The 22830-nt window shown below is 58.4% G+C and carries 22 protein-coding genes and 1 tRNA gene; all 23 read left to right on the top strand.

Annotated features, from left to right (window positions below; translation table 11 throughout):
* The first annotated feature begins 68 nt into the window (after positions 1-68).
* Entirely contained in the window at positions 69-1490 is a 1422-nt protein-coding gene (ffh, locus tag FDY93_RS14875) for a signal recognition particle protein (protein ID WP_138236541.1), read from the top strand.
* A 211-nt stretch (positions 1491-1701) separates the two neighbouring features.
* On the top strand, positions 1702-1941 hold the full coding sequence (gene rpsP / locus FDY93_RS14880; protein ID WP_138236542.1) for a 30S ribosomal protein S16: 240 nt from the start codon (positions 1702-1704) through the stop codon (positions 1939-1941).
* Between the two features lie 30 nt (positions 1942-1971).
* Positions 1972-2532 carry a ribosome maturation factor RimM gene (gene rimM, locus FDY93_RS14885; protein ID WP_171019000.1) on the top strand — a complete coding sequence of 187 codons (561 nt, stop codon included), beginning with the start codon at positions 1972-1974 and terminating at the stop codon, positions 2530-2532.
* Entirely contained in the window at positions 2532-3299 is a 768-nt protein-coding gene (gene trmD, locus FDY93_RS14890) for a tRNA (guanosine(37)-N1)-methyltransferase TrmD (protein ID WP_138236544.1), read from the top strand. Before rimM ends, trmD begins: the two co-directional genes overlap by 1 nt.
* Positions 3300-3376: 77 nt before the next feature.
* A complete protein-coding gene (gene rplS / locus FDY93_RS14895) occupies positions 3377-3727 on the top strand; it encodes a 50S ribosomal protein L19 (RefSeq protein ID WP_138236545.1) in 351 nt (116 codons plus the stop codon).
* A 225-nt stretch (positions 3728-3952) separates the two neighbouring features.
* On the top strand, positions 3953-4702 hold the full coding sequence (locus tag FDY93_RS14900; RefSeq protein ID WP_138236546.1) for a DsbC family protein: 750 nt from the start codon (positions 3953-3955) through the stop codon (positions 4700-4702).
* Between the two features lie 288 nt (positions 4703-4990).
* Positions 4991-6298 carry a homoserine dehydrogenase gene (locus tag FDY93_RS14905; protein WP_138236575.1) on the top strand — a complete coding sequence of 436 codons (1308 nt, stop codon included), beginning with the start codon at positions 4991-4993 and terminating at the stop codon, positions 6296-6298.
* 93 nt (positions 6299-6391) lie between these two features.
* The gene (gene thrC / locus FDY93_RS14910) at positions 6392-7783 is read left to right on the top strand and encodes a threonine synthase (protein ID WP_138236547.1); all 1392 of its coding nucleotides are present in this window, start codon (positions 6392-6394) and stop codon (positions 7781-7783) included.
* An 88-nt stretch (positions 7784-7871) separates the two neighbouring features.
* On the top strand, positions 7872-9602 hold the full coding sequence (gene recJ / locus FDY93_RS14915; protein WP_138236548.1) for a single-stranded-DNA-specific exonuclease RecJ: 1731 nt from the start codon (positions 7872-7874) through the stop codon (positions 9600-9602).
* A gap of 72 nt (positions 9603-9674) precedes the next feature.
* Positions 9675-10586, top strand: a complete 912-nt coding sequence (locus FDY93_RS14920) for a DMT family transporter (protein ID WP_138236549.1) — start codon at positions 9675-9677, stop codon at positions 10584-10586.
* Positions 10587-10612: 26 nt separating this feature from the next.
* Positions 10613-11239 (top strand): LysE family translocator, encoded by a 627-nt coding sequence (locus FDY93_RS14925; protein ID WP_138236550.1) that lies wholly within the window; start codon positions 10613-10615, stop codon positions 11237-11239.
* 66 nt (positions 11240-11305) lie between these two features.
* On the top strand, positions 11306-11821 hold the full coding sequence (locus FDY93_RS14930; protein WP_138236551.1) for a hypothetical protein: 516 nt from the start codon (positions 11306-11308) through the stop codon (positions 11819-11821).
* 28 nt (positions 11822-11849) lie between these two features.
* Positions 11850-12362 carry a CinA family protein gene (locus tag FDY93_RS14935; RefSeq protein WP_138236552.1) on the top strand — a complete coding sequence of 171 codons (513 nt, stop codon included), beginning with the start codon at positions 11850-11852 and terminating at the stop codon, positions 12360-12362.
* Positions 12363-12492: 130 nt separating this feature from the next.
* Positions 12493-13527, top strand: a complete 1035-nt coding sequence (gene recA / locus FDY93_RS14940; protein ID WP_138236553.1) for a recombinase RecA — start codon at positions 12493-12495, stop codon at positions 13525-13527.
* Positions 13528-13535: 8 nt separating this feature from the next.
* A complete protein-coding gene (locus FDY93_RS14945; protein WP_240914338.1) occupies positions 13536-14114 on the top strand; it encodes a regulatory protein RecX in 579 nt (192 codons plus the stop codon).
* Positions 14115-14260: 146 nt separating this feature from the next.
* Positions 14261-15757, top strand: coding sequence for a glycerol kinase GlpK (glpK, locus tag FDY93_RS14950; protein ID WP_138236554.1), 1497 nt, complete (start codon positions 14261-14263; stop codon positions 15755-15757).
* A gap of 125 nt (positions 15758-15882) precedes the next feature.
* Complete coding sequence (locus FDY93_RS14955; protein ID WP_138236555.1) at positions 15883-16743, top strand: alpha/beta hydrolase; 861 nt, start codon at positions 15883-15885, stop codon at positions 16741-16743.
* 138 nt (positions 16744-16881) lie between these two features.
* Positions 16882-17070: a Trm112 family protein gene (locus FDY93_RS14960; protein ID WP_138236556.1), complete on the top strand. Its 189-nt coding sequence runs from the start codon at positions 16882-16884 to the stop codon at positions 17068-17070.
* Between the two features lie 37 nt (positions 17071-17107).
* Positions 17108-17470: a histidine triad nucleotide-binding protein gene (locus tag FDY93_RS14965; RefSeq protein ID WP_138236557.1), complete on the top strand. Its 363-nt coding sequence runs from the start codon at positions 17108-17110 to the stop codon at positions 17468-17470.
* Positions 17471-17541: 71 nt separating this feature from the next.
* A complete protein-coding gene (alaS, locus tag FDY93_RS14970) occupies positions 17542-20154 on the top strand; it encodes an alanine--tRNA ligase (RefSeq protein WP_138236577.1) in 2613 nt (870 codons plus the stop codon).
* A 156-nt stretch (positions 20155-20310) separates the two neighbouring features.
* Positions 20311-21549 (top strand): aspartate kinase, encoded by a 1239-nt coding sequence (locus tag FDY93_RS14975; RefSeq protein WP_138236558.1) that lies wholly within the window; start codon positions 20311-20313, stop codon positions 21547-21549.
* 215 nt (positions 21550-21764) lie between these two features.
* Entirely contained in the window at positions 21765-21959 is a 195-nt protein-coding gene (gene csrA / locus FDY93_RS14980; RefSeq protein WP_138236559.1) for a carbon storage regulator CsrA, read from the top strand.
* Between the two features lie 217 nt (positions 21960-22176).
* Positions 22177-22266, top strand: a tRNA-Ser gene (locus FDY93_RS14985).
* Positions 22267-22830 lie beyond the last annotated feature (564 nt).

Below are 22830 nucleotides of genomic sequence, written 5' to 3' on the forward strand. Positions count from 1 at the left end.
TATACTGCCGCGTTTTCGGGGACCGGTAGCACCCGGGCCATCAGGCTTTTACGATTTGAGAAGGTGATATGTTCGATAACCTGAGCGACCGTCTGTCGTCGGCACTGAAGAAAGTCACAGGCAAAGCGCGCCTGACGGATGACAACATCCGCGACACCCTGCGGGAAGTGCGCAAGGCGCTGCTGGAGGCGGATGTGGCACTGCCGGTGGTCAAGGCCTTTGTGCAGCAGGTGCGCACCGCTGCGGTGGGGCAGCATGTCAGCAAGGCGCTGAACCCCGGGCAGCAGTTCGTCAAGATCGTGCAGGATGAGCTGGTCAAGGTCATGGGGGAGGCGGCCACACCCCTGAACCTCGCGGTTCAGCCTCCGGCTGTCATTCTGATGGCGGGCCTGCAGGGTGCGGGTAAAACGACCAGCGTGGCGAAGCTCGCCAAGTACCTGCAGGAGCGGGAAAAGAAAAAGGTGATGGTGGTCAGTGCGGACGTCTACCGCCCGGCAGCCATCAAGCAGCTGGAAACTCTCGCAGGTGAGGTCGGAGCCATTTTTTACCCCTCCGAACCTGACCAGAAGCCGTTGGATATCGCCCGTGGCGCGGTGACTGCCGCGCGCAAACAATTTGCCGATGTGCTGATCGTGGATACCGCTGGCCGCTTGCATATCGATGAGCAGCTGATGGACGAGATCCGCGAGCTTCACGGCGAGCTGACGCCGGCGGAAACCCTGTTTGTAATCGACGCCATGATTGGTCAAGACGCGGTGAACACCGCCAGCGCGTTCAACGATGCGCTGCCTCTGACGGGGGTTGTGTTGACCAAGGCCGATGGCGACGCCCGCGGCGGCGCCGCGCTTTCGGTGCGTCACGTTACCGGCAAGCCGATCAAGTTTATCGGTGTCGGCGAAAAGACCGACGCGCTGGAAACCTTCCATCCCGACCGTATTGCATCGCGTATTCTCGGCATGGGCGACATTCTCTCCCTGATCGAGCAGGCCGAGCAGAAGATCGACCGCAGCAAGGCGGAGAAGCTGGTCAAGAAGGTGCAGAAGGGCAAGGGCTTTGACCTGGAAGACCTGCGCGACCAGTTGCAGCAGATGCAGAACATGGGTGGTCTCGGCGCGCTGATGGACAAGCTCCCCGGCATGGGAGGGCTCGCTCAGGCAGCGCAACAGGCGGATATGGGCAAGGAGTTCCGCCGTATGGATGCCATTATCGGATCCATGACCCCGGAGGAGCGTCGCAACCCGGATATACTGACCGGTTCCCGCAAGCGCCGCATCACCGCAGGCTCCGGCACCCAGATTCAGGATCTCAATCGCTTGCTCAAACAGCATAAGCAGATGGGCAAGATGATGAAGAAGCTGAAAGGTGGCGGCATGAGCAAAATGATGCGCGGTCTCGGCGGTTTGCCGGGGATGGGCGGCGGTGCTGGCGGAGTAGGTGGTGGTTTGGGCGGGATGGGCGGCGGCCTGCCGCCGGGTTTCCGCAAGAAGTAAGCGCAGTATCAGCGCTTGGCGGCGGGTTTATTCGCGCTATACAAACCGGGATCGGTACATTAGAATACGCCGCCTTTCAGCTGGCCCTTGGCCGCTGAACATTGATTTAGTAACAGAATTTTGCTCCGGCAAAATCTGCAATACCGCCGTGAGGCGGAATGTTCCGGTCGCCCCTGGTGACTGGTTGGTGTTGAAACTACAGGATAGCTACATGGTAACCATTCGTTTGGCTCGTGGCGGTGCGAAGAAGCGCCCTTTTTATCACCTGACTGTGACTGACAGCCGCAATTCCCGCGACGGTCGTTTCATCGAACGTGTTGGTTTCTTCAACCCGGTTGCCCGCGGTCAGGAAGAGCGTCTGCGCGTTGACCGCGAGCGCGTTGAATTCTGGGTGGGTCAGGGCGCTCAGCTGTCTGACCGCGTCAGCAAGCTGCTGAAAGAAGCCGCCTGATATCTCTCCTGACTGGCTGTAACCGGGGGTATGTCCGTGGCTGAGCGTTCGCTAGTAAACGAAGATCTGGTCACTGTTGGGCGTATCACCGCGGTCTACGGTGTACGCGGCTGGGTGAAGGTGCACTCCTATACCGAGCCGATGGAGAATATTCTGCAGTTTTCCGGCTGGTGGCTGCAGGCTCCCTGTGAGGGAGGTAAGGCGAGCTGGCAACCTCTTGAGATCGACGACGGCAAGCGCCACGGCAAAGGCCTGATCGTACATATCAAGGGTGTGGATGACCGCGACATGGCGGCCACCTTCTGCCAGCGGGATATCGCGGTTGACGGCAGTGAAATGCCACAACTGGATGACGGTGAGTACTACTGGCATCAACTGCAGGGGCTGCAGGTGATCAGTCAGTTCGAAGGTCGCGAATACCGCTTCGGTGAGGTGGTGCGGCTGATGGAAACCGGTGCCAACGACGTGATGGTGGTCCGCGGTGGTGAAGATGGGCGTGAGCGCCTGATTCCCTATCTGCCCGGTCAATTCATCACGCAGGTTGACCTCGACGCTGGACAGATGATCGTCGACTGGGATCCCGAATTCTGATGGCGGCCAGGCGCATTGCTGTGGTGAGTATCTTTCCGGAGATGTTTGCTGCACTGACCGATTACGGCATCAGCGGCCGTGCGGTAAAAGATGGTCTGCTGGAGGTGCGCTGCTGGAATCCGAGGGATTTCACCAGTGACAGACACCGCACCGTAGATGATCGGCCCTATGGCGGTGGTCCCGGCATGGTCATGCTGGCAGAGCCGCTGTCGCAGGCGCTCCGCGAGGCGCGCAGCTGGGCGGAAGAGACCGGTACTGTGCGCTCGATCTATCTGTCCCCCCAGGGGCGGCAGTTGGATCAAGGCGGGGTGGAGCATCTCGCACAATCCGGCAACCTTGTGTTGCTGGCGGGTCGTTACGAGGGCGTCGATGAGCGTATCGTCGAGTCCTGGATCGACGAGGAGTGGTCCATTGGCGACTACGTGCTCAGTGGCGGTGAGCTTGCGGCCATGGTGATGGTGGATGCCATCACGCGGCTGATTCCCGGAGCCCTTGGGCACGACCAGTCCGCGGTGGAGGATTCCTTTGCCCAGGGCTTGCTGGACTGTCCGCATTACACTCGCCCTGAAGATTATCAGGGCAGTCGGGTTCCGGAGGTTCTGCTTTCCGGTAACCATGAAAGAATACGCCGCTGGCGTCTCAAGCAGGCCTTGGGGCGCACGCAACAGCGCCGGCCAGACCTGTTGGAAAAGCTGGCGCTTACCCCTGAACAGAGGCAGCTGCTGGATGAATTCCTGCAGGAGTCTTCGGTCGGGGGCGAGAATTAATATCGGATTCGCCGTGAGGCGAGAGTAATTCGGTGATCTAGCCGTGAGGCTACACAAACCCTTTTGGAGACTTCCAAATGACCAACAAAATCATCCAGCAGCTGGAGCAAGAGCAGCTGAAAGCCGAACTGCCTGAGTTCGCCCCCGGCGACACCGTAGTGGTGCAGGTAAAGGTAAAAGAAGGTAACCGCGAGCGCCTGCAGGCGTTTGAAGGTGTGGTGATCGGCAAGCGCAACCGCGGCCTGAACTCCTCCTTCACCGTGCGTAAAATCTCTCATGGTGTTGGCGTTGAGCGTACCTTTCAGACGCACAGCCCGCTGGTAGAGAGCATTGCTGTGAAGCGTCGCGGTGACGTTCGCCAGGCCAAGCTGTACTACCTGCGCAGCCTGACTGGTAAAGCCGCTCGTATCAAAGAGAAGCTCAACTGAGTCTTTCTTATGCAAAAAAAACCGGAGCTTGTCTCCGGTTTTTTTATTTTGGGGTCAGGTCCTGGCAAAGTGTTCCCCTAGTGCGACCGGGGTTGTGGAACCGCAGGTCAGTCTGTAGTAAAACGCGTCCTGGTTGTCCGTATACTGGAGACAGGTGCCATACTGGCGGGAACTGGTGTCCGCATTCGCGGTCAGAACAACGAATAATCTGGAGCAAACCGAATCATGACCTTTCTTGCCAAACCGCTGACGGCGCTTGTTGCCGCAACCTCCCTTTTGCTCGGGCAGGTTGCCTTTGCCGCGGTGGACGACGCTGTCGCCAAGCAGATCAAGGCCAAGCTTTCCGCTGGAAATCCCAATGCCACATTCGGGGATGTGCGTGAAAGCCCGCTGTCAGGGCTGTACGAAGTGGAAGTGAATGGCGGGAATGTCCTGTTTGTGTCCAAAGATGGTGGGCATTTCATTGCCGGCGACCTGTTTGAGGTCGGCGCCGAGCAGGTGGTCAACCTGTCCGAGCAGCGTCGCGGTCGCCACCGTGCGGAAGTGATGGACCAGCAGGATCTCAAGGACATGATCGTGTTCTCTCCCAAGGGCGAGACCAAGGCGCACATCTATGTATTCACCGACGTAGACTGTGGTTACTGCCGCAAGCTGCACGACGATGTGCCAGAACTGAATCGCCGCGGAATCGAGGTGCGCTACCTGGCTTTTCCCCGCGCCGGGCTCAACTCCGTGGGATACCGTAAAATTGCCACTGCCTGGTGTGCGGATGACCCCAACAAGACGCTCACCGACCTGAAAAGTCGCAAGGACGTTCCGCTCAAGGTGTGCAACAACAACCCGGTTGCTGCGCAGTACAAGCTGGGCAACGAAGTCATTGACGTGCGCGGCACGCCCACCATTGTGATGGAAGACGGTACTGTGGTGCCTGGGTATCTGCCGCCGGATACTCTCGTCAAGGCGCTGGGTATCTGACCCGGTCACACAGATGTATGCGAGGCCGGCAATAGCCGGCCTCGCTGTATCTGGAGTAAGCGAGTTGCAGGTGGGCGTGTCGGTATTCGGCGCGGCGGTTGTAATTTGATCGCCTCGCGCAATTTAATTGACAATTTCACCCGGATCTCAGTAAGGTTGTCGACCTTTTTTTGATTTATACGCCAGTTATTGCGCAGTGTTCCAGTGAGTCATGCGCGGAGGGAAGTTGTGAGCGCATTTGCCGACGAAGCTATCAAGGTATCGGAAAAATCCTTAACTGCGGGCGCACTGCCCCCAGTGCGTATTGGTATCTGTGGTCTTGGGACCGTGGGTAGCGGTACGGTCAATGTCATGGCGCGCAATTGCGACGAAATCGCCGCCCGTTGTGGCCGCAGGATTGATATCGTCCAGATCGGTGCCCGTCGCGACAACCCTAATTGCGATACCAGCCACCTGAACGTAACCCGCGAAATTTTCGATGTGGCAAATAACCCCGATGTGGATGTGGTGGTGGAGCTGATCGGTGGAACCACGGTGGCCAGAGAGCTGGTGTTGACGGCCATTGCCAATGGCAAGCACGTGGTTACCGCCAATAAGGCGTTGATCGCCGAGCACGGCAACGAACTGTTTGCCGCCGCGGCGGAGCAGGGTGTGACCATTGCTTACGAAGCCGCAGTCGCGGGCGGTATCCCGATCATCAAGTCCTTGCGAGAAGGGCTCGTCGGCAACCGCATCCAGTGGTTGGCGGGGATCATCAATGGTACCGGTAACTACATTTTGACGGAGATGCGCGAGAAGGGCCGCAGCTTTGCTGAGGCGCTCTCGCAGGCGCAGGCGCTGGGTTATGCCGAGGCCGATCCTACCTTCGATGTTGAGGGCATAGATGCCGCGCACAAGCTGGTGATTATGGCGTCGCTGGCGTTTGGTATGCCGCTGGCGTTCGACAAGGTATACACCGAGGGTATCAGTGGTGTGGCGCGGGAGGATATCCAGTATGCCGATGAGCTGGGCTATCGCATCAAGCACTTGGGTATTGCCCGACGTACAGAAGACGGTGTCGAGCTTCGGGTGCACCCGACCCTGATCCCCCAGCGTCGCTTGATTGCCAACGTCAATGGCGTGATGAACGCGGTACTGGTCTCTGGCGATGCTGTGGGGCCGACCCTGTATTACGGCGCCGGCGCCGGTGCCGAAGCCACCGCTTCCGCGGTGATTGCCGATATCGTGGATGTGGCGCGGACGCTCAATGTGCGCCCGGATCAGCGGGTGCCGCTGGCCGGCGTAACTCAAGACAGTCAGGGCAATCTGGATGACGTGCTGCCCATGGGCGACACCGTCACCAGCTATTACATGCGCATTTTCGCCCACGACAAGCCGGGTGTAATGTCGCAAGTGGCGAAGATCTGCAGTGACCAGGGCATTAGTATCGAGGCGCTGATCCAGCACGAGCCGGCGGAAGACGAAGAGCTGGTACCGGTTGTGCTGCTCACCAGTCGCGCCCGCGAGTCCCAGCTGCAGGAGGCGGTCAACCAGATCGAGGCTCTGAGCACAATTCAGGCGCCGGTGGTCCGCATTCGGGTTGAATCCCTCGGCTAATTGCACTTTGAAGGACGGCAGGCGCTCAAGGCCTGCCGAACCCGTTTTAATCAAAACCCATCTATTTCCGAATCCAATCGAACAGAATACACCGTGAAATTCATCAGTACCCGCGGCCGCGCGCCGTCTCTCAGCTTTGCCGACACTGTACTCACCGGACTCGCCAGCGATGGCGGCCTGTATGTCCCGGAAAATCTGCCCAAGTTCAGCCAGCAGGAAATCGCCGATATGGCGGGCCTGGATTACCGCGAACTGGCCTTTCGCATCATGTGGCCCTTTGTTGCCGAGGACCTGAGCGAAGATGAAATGCGCGGTATTATCGAGCGCGCCTATACCAGTTTCCGCCACGCGGCCGTTGCACCATTGGTGCAAACCGGCCACAACGAGTGGGTGATGGAGCTGTTTCAGGGGCCGACACTGGCATTCAAGGATTTTGCCCTGCAATTCCTCGGTCAGTTGTTCGATCTGTTGCTGAAAAGGCGTGGCGAAAAAGTGGTGGTGCTGGGCGCGACCTCCGGTGATACCGGCTCGGCCGCCATCGAGGGCTGTCGCCACTGCGAGAACATCGACATTTTTATCATGCATCCGCACAACCGGGTGTCGGAGGTGCAGCGCAAGCAGATGACCACCGTGTTGTCAGACAACGTCTTTAATATTGCGCTCGAAGGCAATTTTGACGACTGTCAGAACATGGTGAAAGCCAGCTTTGCGGATCAGTCGTTCCTGCCGGACGGGCGCCGTCTTGTCGCGGTGAACTCGATCAACTGGGCGCGGATCATGGCCCAGATCGTGTACTATTTTCACGCGGCACTGAGCCTCGGCGGCCCCCACCGCGCGGTTAATTTCTCCGTGCCCACAGGCAACTTTGGCGACATTTTTGCCGGTTATCTGGCTCGCGGTATGGGGCTACCGATCAATCAGCTGGTGATCGCCACCAACGCCAACGATATTCTGCACCGTTGTATCAGCGCCAACGACCACTCGCCGCAGCCGCTGGTACACAGCCTGTCGCCGAGCATGGACATCATGGTATCCAGCAACTTCGAGCGCCTGTTGTTCGACCTCTACGATCGCAATGGTCCCGCCGTTGCCGAGCTGCTGGCGGACCGCAGCGCGCCAATGAAGCTCGACGAGCGGGTGCTCGCCAAAGCGCGCGGCCTGTTTTCGTCCGAACGGGTGGGCGACGAGCGCACCGTGCAGGTGATACGCGAGGTGTTCGAGTCCACCGGATATCTGCTGGATCCGCACACCGCTATTGGTATGGAGGCCGCGCGCCGCGCGCGCAAGTCTTCCGCCGAGCCCATGGTCTGCCTGGCCACGGCGCACCCGGCCAAATTTGCCGAAGCAGTGGACAAAGCGCTGCCGGGCACCAGTGTGCCACTGCCACACCATATGCAGGACCTGTTGCAGCGCGAAGAGCGGTTGCAAGTCCTGCCAAACGACCTTTCCGCGGTACACGATTTCATCTCCCGCGCATTGACCTGAATCCGGGTTGAGTCGCGCCCGTGGGGCGGTAGAATGGCGTTTTGCCGGTTTGGCCGGCAGCGACAGGATTCGGATACAAGCGGACGCGATGAACGCCATTATTCAGAGACGGCCAGTGGATTTGTCCACTGGCCGTTTTACTTCCTCCACACCGGAGATTCTTCAGCGGGTACTGTTGGCGCGCGGGGTTGACAGCGACCAGGCTCTCGACCACCAGCTTGCCCGGCTGCACAGTCCTGAATCCATGCGCGGGGTGGATGCTGCGGTCTCGCTGTTAACGGAAGCCGTGCGTCAGCAGCACAAGATCCTGATCGTTGGCGACTTCGATGCGGATGGCGCCACCAGCAGCACCCTGGCGGTGCTGGCGCTGGGAGCGCTCGGCGCCGGTCCGGTGGATTTTCTGGTGCCGAATCGCTTCGAATTTGGCTATGGCCTCACGCCTGAGATCGTCCAGGTCGCGCGTGAGTATCAGCCGGATCTGCTGATCACTGTCGACAACGGCATCAGCAGCATCGATGGCGTGGCCGCTGCCAGGGCTGCGGGTCTTAAAGTCATCGTAACCGATCACCACTTGCCCGGCAGTGAATTGCCGGACGCGGATGCCATTGTTAATCCCAATCAGCCGGGTTGTGACTTCCCCAGTAAGAATCTTGCGGGGGTAGGGGTGATCTTCTATTTGCTGAGCCGACTGAAAAGCGCACTGCAGGCATCAGGCTGGTTTGAGGAATGCGGTATTCCCGCGCCCAATATGGCCGAATATCTGGACCTGGTGGCGCTCGGCACGGTGGCGGACCTGGTGCCGCTGGATCACAACAACCGGGTGCTTGTGCACCAGGGAATCGCGCGGATGCGTGCCGGTCGCTGCCGCGTGGGAATCCGGGCGTTAATGGAGGTTGCGGGTCGCGAGATTTCCCGGCTTTCGACTACGGACATAGGGTTCATTCTCGGTCCGCGGATCAATGCCGCCGGGCGCCTTGATGACATCAGCACCGGAATCCGCTGTCTGCTCACTCATGACCCCGAAGAGGCGCGCGAACTTGCGGTGGAGCTGGACGGCCTGAACCGGGATCGCAAGTCCATCGAGGCCGGTATGCAGCGGGAGGCCATGGCGGCACTGGAGCAGTTGCAGCTGGCGAATGACGAATTGCCGTGGAGCCTGTGTCTGTATGACGCCGCTTGGCACCAGGGCGTGGTGGGTATTCTCGCCAGCCGCATCAAGGAAAAATTCCATCGCCCGGTGATCGCCTTCGCCGACGGCGACAACGGTCTGGTAAAGGGCTCGGCGCGCTCGATACCCGGGTTGCATATCCGCGACGCCCTGAGCGATGTGGCTGCCGCCCACCCGCAATTGATCAGTAAGTTCGGCGGACACGCGATGGCCGCCGGGCTCAGTTTGCCGGCGGGCAATCTGCCGGCCTTTACCGCGGCGTTCGAGCATGCCGTACGCAACCGGCTCACGCTTGCGCAGCTGCAGGCCGTGATCGAGACTGATGGCGAACTGCGCGCTGACGAGTTCACCATGGAGACTGCTGCGATGCTGCGCGCATGCGCGCCCTGGGGGCAGGGTTTCCCGGAGCCCGAGTTCGATGGTGAGTTTGTACTGCAGCAGCAACGGATTGTCGGTGAGCGCCATCTGAAAATGGTGGTGGCGCCGGCGGCCGCGCCGCGACAGTCGTTGGACGCTATCGCTTTCAATATCGACACGGATTTCTGGCCGGCTCCTGTGGAAAAGGTGCAGCTGGCGTTCAAGCTGGATATCAATGAGTTCCGTGGTCGGCAGTCATTGCAGTTGCTGGTGAGTCATATCATTCCGCGGTGACGCGTTTTTACGAATCAAATTTTTCTTTTTCGCGACGGAGGCCGAGAGGTCTCTGCTCGCCAGGTGGGCGGTATGAAGCAAAAGCAGGCGAAGGCTGAAGTGTTGTTGCTGCTGGCAGCATTGTTCTGGGGCGTGGCGTTTGTTCCCCAGAAAATAGCCATGGCGCATATCGAGCCGCTGGCGTTCAACGCGTGGCGTTTCTTTCTCGGCGGCCTGTTGCTGATCCCGATCGTTTACTGGTTGTCTTCCCGGCGGGACCTGAACCCACAGGAAGCAGCGGGCGCGATCATCCATCACCGTTGGCGCAAATGCCTGCCTGGTGGCGCGATACTCGGCTTTTGGTTGTTTCTCGGCGCGGCGCTGCAGCAGGCGAGCCTGGTCTATACCACCGCCGGTCGCGCGGGCTTCATTAGTGGTTTTTACCTGCTGCTGGTGCCGATTATCGGCCTGTCCCTCGGTCATAAAACCAACCGCTGGACCTGGGGCGGCGTTGCCCTGGCGTTGCTCGGTCTCTACTGGTTGGCGGATTTTTCCGAGCAGGCGCAGCTCATCGGCGACTTGATGGTGTTTGCCAGTGCCTTCGTGTTTGCGATTCAGGTGTTGTCCGCAGACTATCTGGTGCACCGGTACGATGCCCTGCGTCTGGCGGCGATCCAGTTCCTGGTGTGCGGAGTGTTGTCGGCAGTGGCGTCATTCGTCGTAGAGCAGCCGACCTTGCAGGCGGCGTGGCACGCGGCCTGGCCGATTGCCTACATGATGGTGTTTTCCACCGCGATCGCATTTACGTTTCAACTGCTCGGACAGCGCAATGCGGCGCCGTCTCACGCCACGGTCATCATGAGTCTCGAATCGGTGTTCGCTGTTGCCGCCGGTTGGTTGTTCCTGAATGAGTTGTTAAGCGCGAAAGAGCTGATCGGTTGCGGGTTGATGCTGGCCGGCATGTTCGTCAGCCATTACGGCAACCACAGTGTCGCGCACCACTGAATGTTCGATTGCATCTGGATGTTGTTATGCTCGATTGGTCTGTTCTGGCGCTGTTTGTACCGACATTTTTCTTTGTCTCTATCACCCCGGGTATGTGTATGACCCTGGCGCTGACCATGGGGATGACGTACGGGGTGCGCCGCACGCTGTGGATGATGCTGGGGGAGCTGTGTGGGGTGGCAACGGTGGCTATCGCGGCGGTACTCGGGATTGCCGCGTTCATGCTGAAGTACCCCACCGCGTTCCAGGTGTTCAAATATTGCGGCGCGGCCTATCTCGCTTATCTCGGTATGCAGATGTGGCGTGCCCGTGGACGCATGCTACTGGTGGAGCCGAGCGCGCAAGGCATACCGATGATGTCTGTGTTTTCGATGATGACCCAGGGGTTTGTTACTGCTGTGGCGAACCCCAAAGGTTGGGCATTCTTTATCGCGCTGCTGCCGCCGTTTATTCAGCAGGACAGGGCTCTGTTGCCGCAGATGAGTGTCCTGTTGGCGATTATCCTGCTTCTGGAACTCGTGTGCCTGCTGATCTATGCCAGTGGCGGCCGAACCTTGAGTCGGCTGCTGCACCGGGGCGAGAATGTGCGCCTGATGAATCGAATGGCGGGAACCTTGATGTTGGGCGTGGGCGTTTGGCTCGCGCTAAGCTGACAGGGGCGGCACACGGTTTTGCACCGCGTCCGTCAGCCAGAGACCGGAAAAGCAGAGGAGCAGACAATGGACTTCAGAAAGTGGATGGTGGCGATCGCGGCTCTTGCGGTGCTGGCGCTCGCAGGTTGTGGTGATCGCGACACCAAATCGGTTGACCCGAGGAATGCGGGAGGCGACACGATGTCGACAGAATCGGAGGGCAGCGAAAGCGGCGCGGCGCCCTCTGCGCCGGAAACACAACAGGGTACCGGTCCTCAGGGGCAGGTGACAGACACCCTGTGGGTGATGGAGTCGCGCGGTACCAAACAGTGTGAAGGTGGCGGTCTGACCGTGGAGCAGAGTCGCGGTAAGCTGGCAGATGGCGGTATTCAGGTGGTTGAATCCCGCTGCGGGGTGCGCACGGATCGCATGTACCCGTCGGTGTGTGGTGGTGCCACCGGTGACATTCTGCTGCATCGTATTCCCACCGCTATGCTGGATGCGGCTCTGGAGCTGGGCTTCGATCCGGTGGGCAATGTAGCCTATCAGTTCTCCAGTTGCGCGCCGAAGCAGGGATCAGGGTCTGGCGCCAGCGATATCTGATGCACTGCGACTGATCAGGAGGGGTAAATTGGTCGATCTCGATATTCAAGGCCTGGCGGAGACGCTGGGTAGTGAGCTGCAGAGGCTGAAGTGGCGGGTGACGTCAGCTGAGTCCTGCACTGGGGGCGGCATTGCCGCCGCCATTACGTCGGTTGCGGGGGCATCTGCCTGGTTTGATGGCGCCGTGGTCTCTTATGCAGACCGTATCAAGCGGGATTTTCTCGGCGTGGACCAACAGGACCTGGATCGGTTTGGCGCTGTCAGTGAGCCGGTGGTGCGACAGATGGCGGTGGGTGTACTGAACCGACTGGATGCCAACATTGCGGTCGCGGTCAGTGGCATTGCCGGACCGGACGGCGGCAGCGATGAGAAACCCGTGGGTACCGTCTGGATTGCATGGGCGCACGGCGTGGGGCAGGAACCGCTACAGGCGGATGCGCGCTGCATGCACTTTCATGGCACGCGTGCCGAGATTCAGGCGCAGACGGTGGCCGAGGCGCTGCGCGGTCTGCTGTCGATTGCCGAGTCCCACCGCAAGTAATTCCTCCGTTCGAACTCCCGGTAGATTTTGCCGACCGGGAACCGCTGATTCCAGATTACTGGTTGCTTATACAGTAATTTTTCTCTAAGCTCCCTCCCAATAACCAATCTTCACGTACACGGGAAAGGTCATGGATTCCAACAAAGACAAGGCATTACAGGCGGCGCTGTCTCAGATCGAGCGCCAGTTTGGCAAGGGCACCGTCATGCGCATGGGGGAGAAAGGGCGCGAGCGTATTCCCGCCATTTCCACCGGCTCACTGGGGTTGGATGTGGCTCTCGGTATTGGCGGTCTGCCCCGCGGCCGTATTGTCGAGATCTATGGCCCGGAGTCTTCCGGTAAAACAACCCTGACCCTGCAGGTGATTGCCGAGGCCCAGCGCAAGGGCGGTACCTGTGCCTTCGTGGATGCGGAACACGCGCTCGACCCGATTTACGCGGAGAAGCTCGGCGTCAATGTGGATGAGCTGATCGTCTCCCAGCCGGACACCGGCGAACAGGCGCTGGAAGTGGCGGACATGCTGGTGCGTTCCGGTGCGGTGGACGTGCTGGTTGTGGACTCCGTGGCGGCGCTGACCCCGCGTGCGGAAATCGAAGGTGAAATGGGTGACTCCCACGTCGGCCTGCAGGCGCGCCTGATGTCCCAGGCACTGCGCAAACTGACCGGCAATATCAAGAACACCAACACCCTGTGTATCTTCATCAACCAGATCCGTATGAAGATCGGCGTGATGTTCGGCTCTCCGGAGACCACCACCGGGGGGAATGCGCTCAAGTTCTACTCTTCCGTGCGTCTCGATATCCGCCGCATCGGCTCGGTGAAAGATGGCGAGGAAGTGGTCGGTAATGAGACCCGCGTCAAAGTGGTCAAGAACAAGGTGGCGCCACCGTTCAAGCAGACCGAATTTCAGATCATGTATGGTGAGGGTATCAACCTGCTGGGTGAAATCGTCGACTATGGCGTGAAGCATGGTCTAGTGGACAAGGCTGGTGCTTGGTACAGCTACAAGGGCGACAAGATCGGTCAAGGCAAGGCTAATGCGGTCAAGTTTCTGCGAGAAAACGCAGATATCCGCAACGACATCGAGTCCCAGCTGCGTGCGTTGCTACTGGGTGATGCTGGTGCCGGCGCTGCCCAACCGGCAGTGGAAGCTGCGGAAGACTGACTTTGTCTGTGCCAGGATACGTTTCCGGCGGCCCCGAAGGTGGGCTGTCGGAGACTGCTTTCTCTACCAGTCCTACAGCTGCGGTGGATTCCACCGAATTCTTTCAGGCGCTGTTCACCAGCGCACTCGATCTCCTCTCCCGCCGCGAGCACTCCTGTCAGGAGCTGCGCCAGAAACTTCGTTCCAAGTACCCTGATGGGGATTTCGAGGCTACGTTCGACAGGGTGCTAGTGCGTTTGCAGGAGCTTAATTACCAGTCCGACAAACGCTTTGCGGAAGTATTCTGTCGCTCCCGTGTACAGCGGGGGCAGGGGCCGTTGCGCATCCGCCAGGAACTGCAGCTGCGGGGGGTGGAATCCGCGCTGGTGCAGGGCGCCATGGATCAGATGCAGGAGGAGGTCGATTGGTACCAGCTCGCACTGGACCTGCTGCAGCGTAAGTTCCACCGCCCCATAGACTCTGCGGCAACCCGGGAAGAACAGATGAAAGAGCGCGCCCGCCGACAGCGTTACCTCGCCTACCGGGGCTTTTTTTCCGATGCAATCCAGTTTGCGCTGGCCGAGTTAGACGCCGGGCGAAGCCAGTAGCAAAGTTGATTGCGGGCAGTGTGGCTCCTGAGTGGTAAACATCTGGGCTGCCCCAGGGCTGTTTACAGCGTATATACTGCCCGGGTGAGCAACAGCACCCACCCCGGTGGGTCGACCGGCTGTAGAATAACCAGAAGCGAGCCGCGATGATCCTCTCTCTCGACCAGGGTACGACCGGTACCACCGCCTTTATTTTCGATGCTGACGGCCAGCTGCGTGGTCGCAGCTATTCTGAATTCCCCCAGTACTACCCTCGTCCTGGCTGGGTTGAGCACGATGCTGAGGAGATCTGGCAGGTGACACTCAAGGTGAGTGCTGCCGCCCTGCAGCGTGCCGGAATTGCCGCCACAGACCTGACCGCCATGGGAATCACCAATCAGCGCGAAACTACGGTTCTCTGGGATCGGAAGACCGGTGAGCCCGTACATCGCGCCATTGTCTGGCAATGCCGTCGTTCTGCGGGTATCTGCACAGAACTTAAGCAGGCCGGTGCCGAAGCCATGGTGCGGGCGCGTACGGGACTACTGCTTGATGCCTATTTTTCCGCCAGTAAATTGAGCTGGATTTTCCGTCGATTTCCTGAACTCCATCACCGTGCAAGAGCCGGAGAACTCTGTTTTGGTACCGTGGACAGCTGGCTGATCTGGCGCCTGACTGGCGGCCGGGCGCACCTTACCGATCACACCAATGCCAGCCGGACCTTGCTCTACAATCTCGATCGCCGTCAGTGGGATGAGGATCTGTTGGGCCTGTTCGATTGTCCAGGCTCGATTCTCCCTGATATCGCGCCCTCTGCCGGTATCTTCGCGCGGACTGCGGCGGATGCTTTCCTCGGTGCCGAGGTGCCTATCGCCGGTGTCGCCGGCGACCAACAGGCCGCCCTGTTCGGGCAGGGCTGTATCCAGCCCGGCAGTCTTAAGAATACCTACGGTACTGGGTGCTTTATGCTCGCCAGTGCGGGGAAGCGCCGGCCGCTGGTACCGGAAGGTCTACTGACAACGATTGCCTGTGACCGCTCTGGGCAACCGCAATTTGCCATTGAGGGCTCGGTGTTTAATGCTGGCGCTGCGGTGCAGTGGCTGCGGGATGATCTGGGTATCATTCAAAGAGCGGCGGATACGGAGTCAATTGCGCAGACAATTCCTGACACGCGTGGTGTTTATCTGGTACCTGCATTCAGTGGTCTCGGCGCCCCTCATTGGGATGCAGCAGCGCGCGGGTCAATTTTTGGCCTGACCCGTGGGGCCGGGCGCGCGGAACTGGTGCGGGCAACGCTTGAGTCCATTGCCTATCAGAGTCATGAGCTGGCGAACCTGATGGCGCAGGCGTTAGGCGTGGAACTGCGATGTCTGCGGGTAGACGGTGGCGCCAGTGCTAACAACTTTCTGATGCAGTTCCAGTCGGATATTTCCCGCTTGCGGGTCGAACGGCCGCGTCAGATTGAGTCCACCGCGGTGGGGGCTGCGCTTCTTGCGGGGATCGGTGTCGGTATCTGGGAAAGTGAACGCTTTCCCGAATCCCTGCAGGATATCGAGCAGGATTTCCTGCCCCAGATGGGCGAACTTCAGCGCCGCGCCTTACTTGATGGTTGGGGGCGGGCGGTGGCGGCCTGTCGCAGTTATCGCGCAGATGGACGCGAATGATGAGATGACATCAACCAATAGGGAGTGCTCGGCCTGTGGTGCGGTCGGCACAAAGCCCTTTTCGGAAATACTTCGATAACATCGAAGTGGCAGTATCCGTACATAAGCATAAGAAAAGGAGTGCCATGTATTTCGAATCCAGAGAAATCCGGTTGCACTACCGGCGATGGTGGGTGGAATGCGCGCTGGGTGTCGTAGTCGTTTCCCACGGTCTCGGTGAACACAGTGGTCGCTATCGACGGTTGGCGGGCGAGTTGAACGCCCGAGGCTATAGCGTGTATGTCCTGGATCACTACGGGCACGGGCAGTCTCCAGGCCGCCGCGGAGATGTTGGCGATTTTTTCGACTATTCTCGGGATCTGTGTCGATTTGTGCGCCTGGTAAGGCATGAAAACCCGGGATTATCGCTTCATCTGCTGGGCCACAGTATGGGTGGGGTGATTGCCTGTGCGAGTGTGGTATACCCGATGGACGACTGCGCCGTTGAGAGTCTTGTGCTTTCGGCGCCCGCATTCGTCGGGGCTAACGAACCGAGTGGCGTTGAGTTCGGGTTACTGAAACTGTTGGGTCATATATGCCCGGGGCTGCCACTGTCAAATCGCCTGCAGACCCAGTGGATCAGTCGCGATCCCGACATTGTTGAGGCCTACCGCGGCGACGAGCTCGTGCACGGAAGGATAACCCCGCGGTGGTATGCGGGTTACCGACGGGTGCGGGAGCAGCTGCTGGCGCAACCCGAAGCGCTAAAGATCCCCTGCCTGCTGCTGTTGCCTGAGCAGGATATGCTGGTCGATGTATCTGCCAGTCACCGCTGGTTCAATGGCCTGTCGGGCAGTGTGCATCGACTTTGCCGCTTTCCCGGTGCCTACCACGAGATTTTTAACGAACCGGAAGATGGTGATAAAGCCCTGGATCTGTTGGTTGGCCACCTCAATGCGCTCTCCCGGTCCCCCTCTCCAGCCCTGCGCGATGCGGTCAGCCCTTGAGGCCGGCCGTATTCCCGCGATTTCTGTTACTGCAATTCCTCCGGCGGCCGGTGAAAACCCCCGAAAAGCGTTGTACCATACGCGGTCATTTTTGACCTGAGGCCCGGTCATCCCGGGCTTCGGGCCTGCGCAGAGTGAATCATGGACAAGAAACTGTTGAGTCTGCTGGTCTGTCCCGTCAGCAAGGCACCGCTTGAATATCGCGAAGAAACCCAGGAACTGGTGTGCAAGGCCAGTGGTCTTGCCTACCCGATCCGGGACGGCATCCCGGTCATGCTGGAGACGGAAGCCCGTCAGCTGACAACGGACGAAAAGCTGGAAAAGTAAATCCGCAGCGAATGCGGCCGTACCAGGGAGGTGGAAAATGGCGGAAAGTAGTGTGTTCACCCGGATCATGGCCGGGGAGCTGCCGGCTCGGCGGCTATACGACGATGATCAATGTATCGTCATAGAAGATCGCTCACCTCAGGCGCCGACACACCTTCTGATCATTCCCCGCAAGCCGCTGGTCAGTCTCGCGGAGGCGCAGGTAGAAGACGCGCCGTTGTTGGGGCACCTGATGTGGGTGGCCGCTGAAATGGCACGGCGCCTCAAACTGGACGATGGTTTCCGCCTGGTGGTCAACAACGGCCGCGGCGCGGGGCAGACCGTGTTTCACCTGCACATCCATTTGTTGGCTCAACGCAAGATGCCTGAAGCTGGGCTGGCCGACGGTCTGCAGGGCTGAGCAGAGATTTCGAAGAATGGTACCGATCGCCGGTACCGATGTTTATTACTGACGATGTGGAAATTGGCTGGATGAAGAGCGCACAGATACGCGAAGCATTTCTCAACTATTTTGCCGAGCAGGGGCACACCCGTGTGGCGTCCAGCTCTCTGGTGCCGGGCAATGACCCGACCCTGTTGTTCACCAATGCCGGCATGGTGCAGTTCAAGGATACATTCCTCGGGCAGGATCCGCGCCCCTATGTGCGGGCGACCAGCTCGCAGCGCTGTGTGCGCGCCGGCGGCAAACACAATGATCTGGAAAACGTCGGCTATACCGCGCGCCATCACACCTTTTTCGAAATGCTGGGCAATTTCAGCTTCGGTGACTACTTCAAGCGTGAAGCGATTCAGTTTGCCTGGGAATTTCTGACCAAGGTGCTGAATCTCCCGGAAGAGCGCCTGTGGGTTACCGTTCACATTAGCGACGATGAAGCTGCTGATATCTGGCTGAAAGAAGTCGGGGTCAGCGCGGACAGATTCTCCCGTCTGGATGAAGACAACTTCTGGCAGATGGGCGACACCGGTCCCTGTGGTCCCAGTTCAGAAATTTTTTACGATCACGGTGAGGATGTTCCCGGTGGCCCGCCCGGTTCGGAAAATGACGATCTGGATCGGTATATCGAGATATGGAACCTGGTATTCATGCAGTTCGAGCGTTCCGCCGACGGTGAACTGCACCCGCTGCCCAAGCCTTCCGTAGATACTGGTATGGGCCTCGAACGTATCGCCGCAGTCATGCAGGGAGTGCATTCGAATTATGAAATTGACCTGTTCCAGGCCTTGTTGAAGGCGGCTGGAGAGATCGTCGGTTGTACCGATACCGAAGAAAAGTCCCTGCGCGTGATTGCCGACCACATCCGCTCCTGCTCTTTCCTGATTGCTGACGGTGTCATGCCGTCCAATGAGGGGCGCGGGTTTGTTTTGCGCCGCATTATTCGCCGCGCGATCCGCCACGGTCACAAACTCGGCCACAACGAGATTTTCTTCTACAAGCTGGTGCCGGCGCTGGTGCAGGAAATGGGGGAGGCCTATCCCGAACTGCGTGAAAAGCAGTCCATCATCGAGAACGCTCTGCGTAAAGAAGAAGAGCAGTTTGCTAAAACGCTCGACAAAGGACTGGCGCTGCTGGATGAGGCTCTGGAGACGCTCGAAGGTACCGAAGTGCCGGGTGACCTCGTTTTCACTTTGCATGATACCTACGGTTTCCCGACAGATCTGACGCAGGATATTGCCCGTGAGCGCGGCCTGACTCTGGATATGGCCGGTTACGAAACCGCCATGGAAGCGCAGCGTCAGCGCGCTCGGGCGGCGGGCAAATTCAAGCAGGACTATACCGGCAGTTTGAATATCGAAGGTACAACAGAGTTCCTCGGGTACAGCGGCACTTCTGCAGTTGGTAAAGTTCTGGCCATTGTCAAAGATGGCGAGCAGGTCGAGCGCCTGGAGGAGGGCGAATCGGGAGCCGTGGTTCTGGATCGCACGCCGTTTTACGCGGAGTCTGGCGGCCAAGTCGGCGACAGTGGTTACCTGCAGGGAGCGTCTGGTCGTTTCGAGGTTTCCGATTGCACCAAGCTGGGTGGCCACCACCTGCATCATGGCAAACTCCTGTCCGGAAGCATTGTGGTAGGTGACGAGGTTGAAGCCGATGTGGCGGCAGAGGTGCGCCAGTCCACCGCACTCAATCACTCGGCTACTCACCTGCTTCACGCGGCCTTGCGTAAAGTGCTTGGTGAGCATGTCGCCCAGAAGGGTTCACTGGTGGATTCCGAACGCTTGCGTTTCGATTTTTCTCACCCCGAAGCCGTGACTACCAAGCAACTGCGTGCGATTGAGGCGCTGGTCAATAGCCAAATCCGCGCGAACACACCGGTAGAGACTGAAGAAACCGATATCGAAAGCGCTAAAGCGAAAGGAGCCATGGCGCTATTCGGTGAAAAGTACGGTGATACCGTTCGTGTCCTGTCCATGGGTGAACACAGTAATTCCGGAACCTTCTCTGTGGAGCTTTGCGGTGGCACCCACGTAAAGCGCACCGGTGACATAGGTTTGCTGCGCATCGTGGGGGAGAGCGGTATTGCATCCGGACAGCGACGTATCGAAGCTGTTACCGGCGCGCATGCGCTCGCTCTTTTTGACCAGGCCCAGCAGCGGCTGGATCACACGGCGGCGCTGCTGAAAGCCCGACCGGAAAATCTGGCGGAGAAGGTGGAGCAGCTGCTGGCTAACAATCGCAAGCTGGAAAAAGAGCTGGCGCAATTGAAAACCAAGCTTGCCAGCGGTGCTGGCGGCGACCTCAGCAGTGAAGTGATTGAAGTTGCTGGTGTGAAACTGCTGGCGACCTCTATCGAAGGTGCGGATGCAAAGTCCCTGAGGGACTTGGCGGATCAGCTGAGAAGCAAATTGGGCAGCGGAGTGTTGCTGCTGGCTGCGCCAGGTGAAGGCAAGGTTGCGCTGGTTGCCGCGGTAACCAAGGACCTGACCGGTCGATTGGCGGCTGGCGATCTGATGCGTTTTGCCGCTGGTGAGCTGGGCGGCAAGGGCGGTGGTCGCCCAGATATGGCGCAGGGCGGCGGTGTGAATGTCGACGCACTGCCGGCGCTGCTCGAAGCAGTGCCAGAGTGGGTGAAAGACAATATCAAGTGAAACCAATCAGCCGATTATATCGGCGATCTGGGAATCGCAAGCTTCGCTTCAGCACTAATTGCGTCGTTGCAGTTGATTTGCCTCGGGTTTGGTGATTAAGTGCGCGACACGCGCGATTTGGGTACCGCGCATACGGTAGTAAGGAACACTAGAACGATGAGTTTGTTCGTGCAGAAATACGGTGGCACCTCTGTGGGCTCGGTCGAGCGCATTGAGGCCGTTGCTGACAAGGTGGCCGGCTTCAAGGCGCAGGGTCACGATATGGTGGTAGTGCTTTCCGCAATGAGTGGAGAGACCAACCGCCTGATCGATCTGGCCCGGCAGATCCAGGAGCATCCGGACCCCCGCGAGATGGACGTGCTGGTATCAACTGGTGAGCAGGTGACCATCGCATTGCTGAGTATGGCGCTGAAAAAACGTGGCTACGACGCGTGCTCTTATACTGGCGGGCAAGTCAAGATTCTTACCGACAATGCCCACACCAAGGCCCGTATTCAACATATCGATGTCGAGCGAATGCGCCGAGATCTCGACTCCGGAAAAGTCGTCGTCGTTGCCGGTTTTCAGGGTGTAGATGATCAGGGCAATATCACGACTCTCGGTCGCGGCGGCTCAGATACAACGGGTGTTGCCCTGGCGGCAGCTTTGAATGCAACCGAGTGCCAGATCTACACCGATGTTGATGGCGTCTACACCACTGATCCCCGGGTTGTGGATAGTGCGCGTCGTCTTGATCGCATCACTTTCGAAGAAATGCTGGAAATGGCCAGCCTTGGCTCGAAGGTGTTGCAGATTCGGGCGGTTGAATTCGCTGGGAAATATAAAGTGCCATTACGTGTACTCTCCACATTTGAAGAGGGTAATGGCACGTTGATTAGTCTGGATGAGGAAGACAACGAAATGGAACAGCCTGTAGTCTCCGGCATTGCGTTCAACCGCGACGAGGCGAAGCTCACAATCCGCGGTGTGCCGGATACCCCCGGAGTGGCCTGTCGTATTCTGGCGCCGGTCGGGGCTGAAAACATCGAAGTAGATGTAATTGTACAGAACATCAGCGCGATCGACGGCACTACTGACTTCACGTTTACCGTGCACCGCAATGATCTGAGCAAGGCGCGAAAGGTGCTGGAACGGGTGGCGGAAGAGCTCGGGGCACGTGAAGTGGTTTCCGATGACAAGATCGCCAAGGTCTCGATCGTTGGGGTGGGGATGCGGTCACATGCTAATGTGGCGTCACGCATGTTTGAGGCTCTGGGGGATGACAACATCAACATCCAGATGATTACCACGTCTGAAATTAAAATTTCAGTCATTATAGATGAGCGTTACCTGGAGCTAGCTGTGCGAGCCCTCCATAGCGCCTTTGAACTGTCCGAGCCCAGGGCTTCGGAGTAGCTATAACCAGAGTGATGGATGGCACCGACAACCATAGCAATTTGGTTGTTTGGCGCCTGGTGCGACCTGTTGAGATTTTCGACGTCTGGGTAATACTGAATAAAGTAACGGACAAGATTCTCGGTTTGCAGCTTTCTCGGGTTATTATGGCCCTAGGCGCGGGCCAGGGATAACCGGTCGTGCCAAATCACAGGATGATCAAGGAGAAGTAGGTAATGTTGATTTTAACCCGCCGTATCGGTGAGACACTGATGGTTGGTGACAATGTGACGGTTACCGTGTTGGGTGTAAAAGGCAACCAGGTGCGGATCGGTGTCAACGCACCGAAGGAAGTTGCTGTTCATCGCGAAGAAATTTACCAGCGCATTCAGCGTGAGAAGCAGCCTTCTAACGAAGGTGGCGCTGATTGAGGTTCGTCTTCCAGGTGGAACCCTGCACGAAAAGGTCGCTACGGCGGCCTTTTTTAATGTCTGAGTAATTTATAGGCGCTCCTGAAGAAATCGCAAAAAGTTATTGATTCCCCATTGATTTTTGTCAGGCCGCTGGTATTATGCCGCACACTTTCAGCGGCCAAGAGTGATTGTTCAAAGTTGCTGAAAACCTGCCAGGCAGGATATGAAGTTGTACGGTGAGGTGGCCGAGTGGCTGAAGGCGCGCCCCTGCTAAGGGCGTATGGGTTAACACTCATCGAGGGTTCGAATCCCTCCCTCACCGCCATATAAAAAGCACTCTCAAGTGAGGGTGCTTTTTTGTGAGCGGTAGCCGGATTGCGGTTGGTGGAAGTGAAGTATTTCTTGCCACTTGCAGCTCTTCCATATATTGTTCGCGCCCTCGCCGCTGACGAGGCAACTCAAAGCGCGGCGGGATGGCAAAGTAAGCTGTTGATTTTCAAAGGGTTTTCCCTGAAAAAGAATTTCAGAAAGCGCTTGCCAAGGTCGAAGAGGTCGCTATAATGCGCGCCACTTCGAAGGTCACCGAAAGCGGTGGCCGAGGTGCTCGGAAGCGTTGACGTTTAACGTTTCCGAAGCCAAAAAAAGTCTGCCAGAAAGCACTTGCTTCAGCAGATTGGATGTGTAGAATACGCGTCCCCAGTGATGACCGAGCGTCACGCTGAGTTGTTTAAAAATTCGATCAAGCAATATGTGTGGGTGCTTGCGGAGCGATGGATCGAACATTCTGGCTTCGGCTAGAAAAAGATTTATCGGAAGCAAGTAACTCATGTCAATGAATTACGCCAAATCTCAGGATTTATCTTGAGGCTAGGTACAGCATTCCGAGCAA

Source organism: Microbulbifer harenosus (assembly GCF_005771435.1).
Classification (GTDB): Bacteria; Pseudomonadota; Gammaproteobacteria; order Pseudomonadales; family Cellvibrionaceae; genus Microbulbifer; species Microbulbifer harenosus.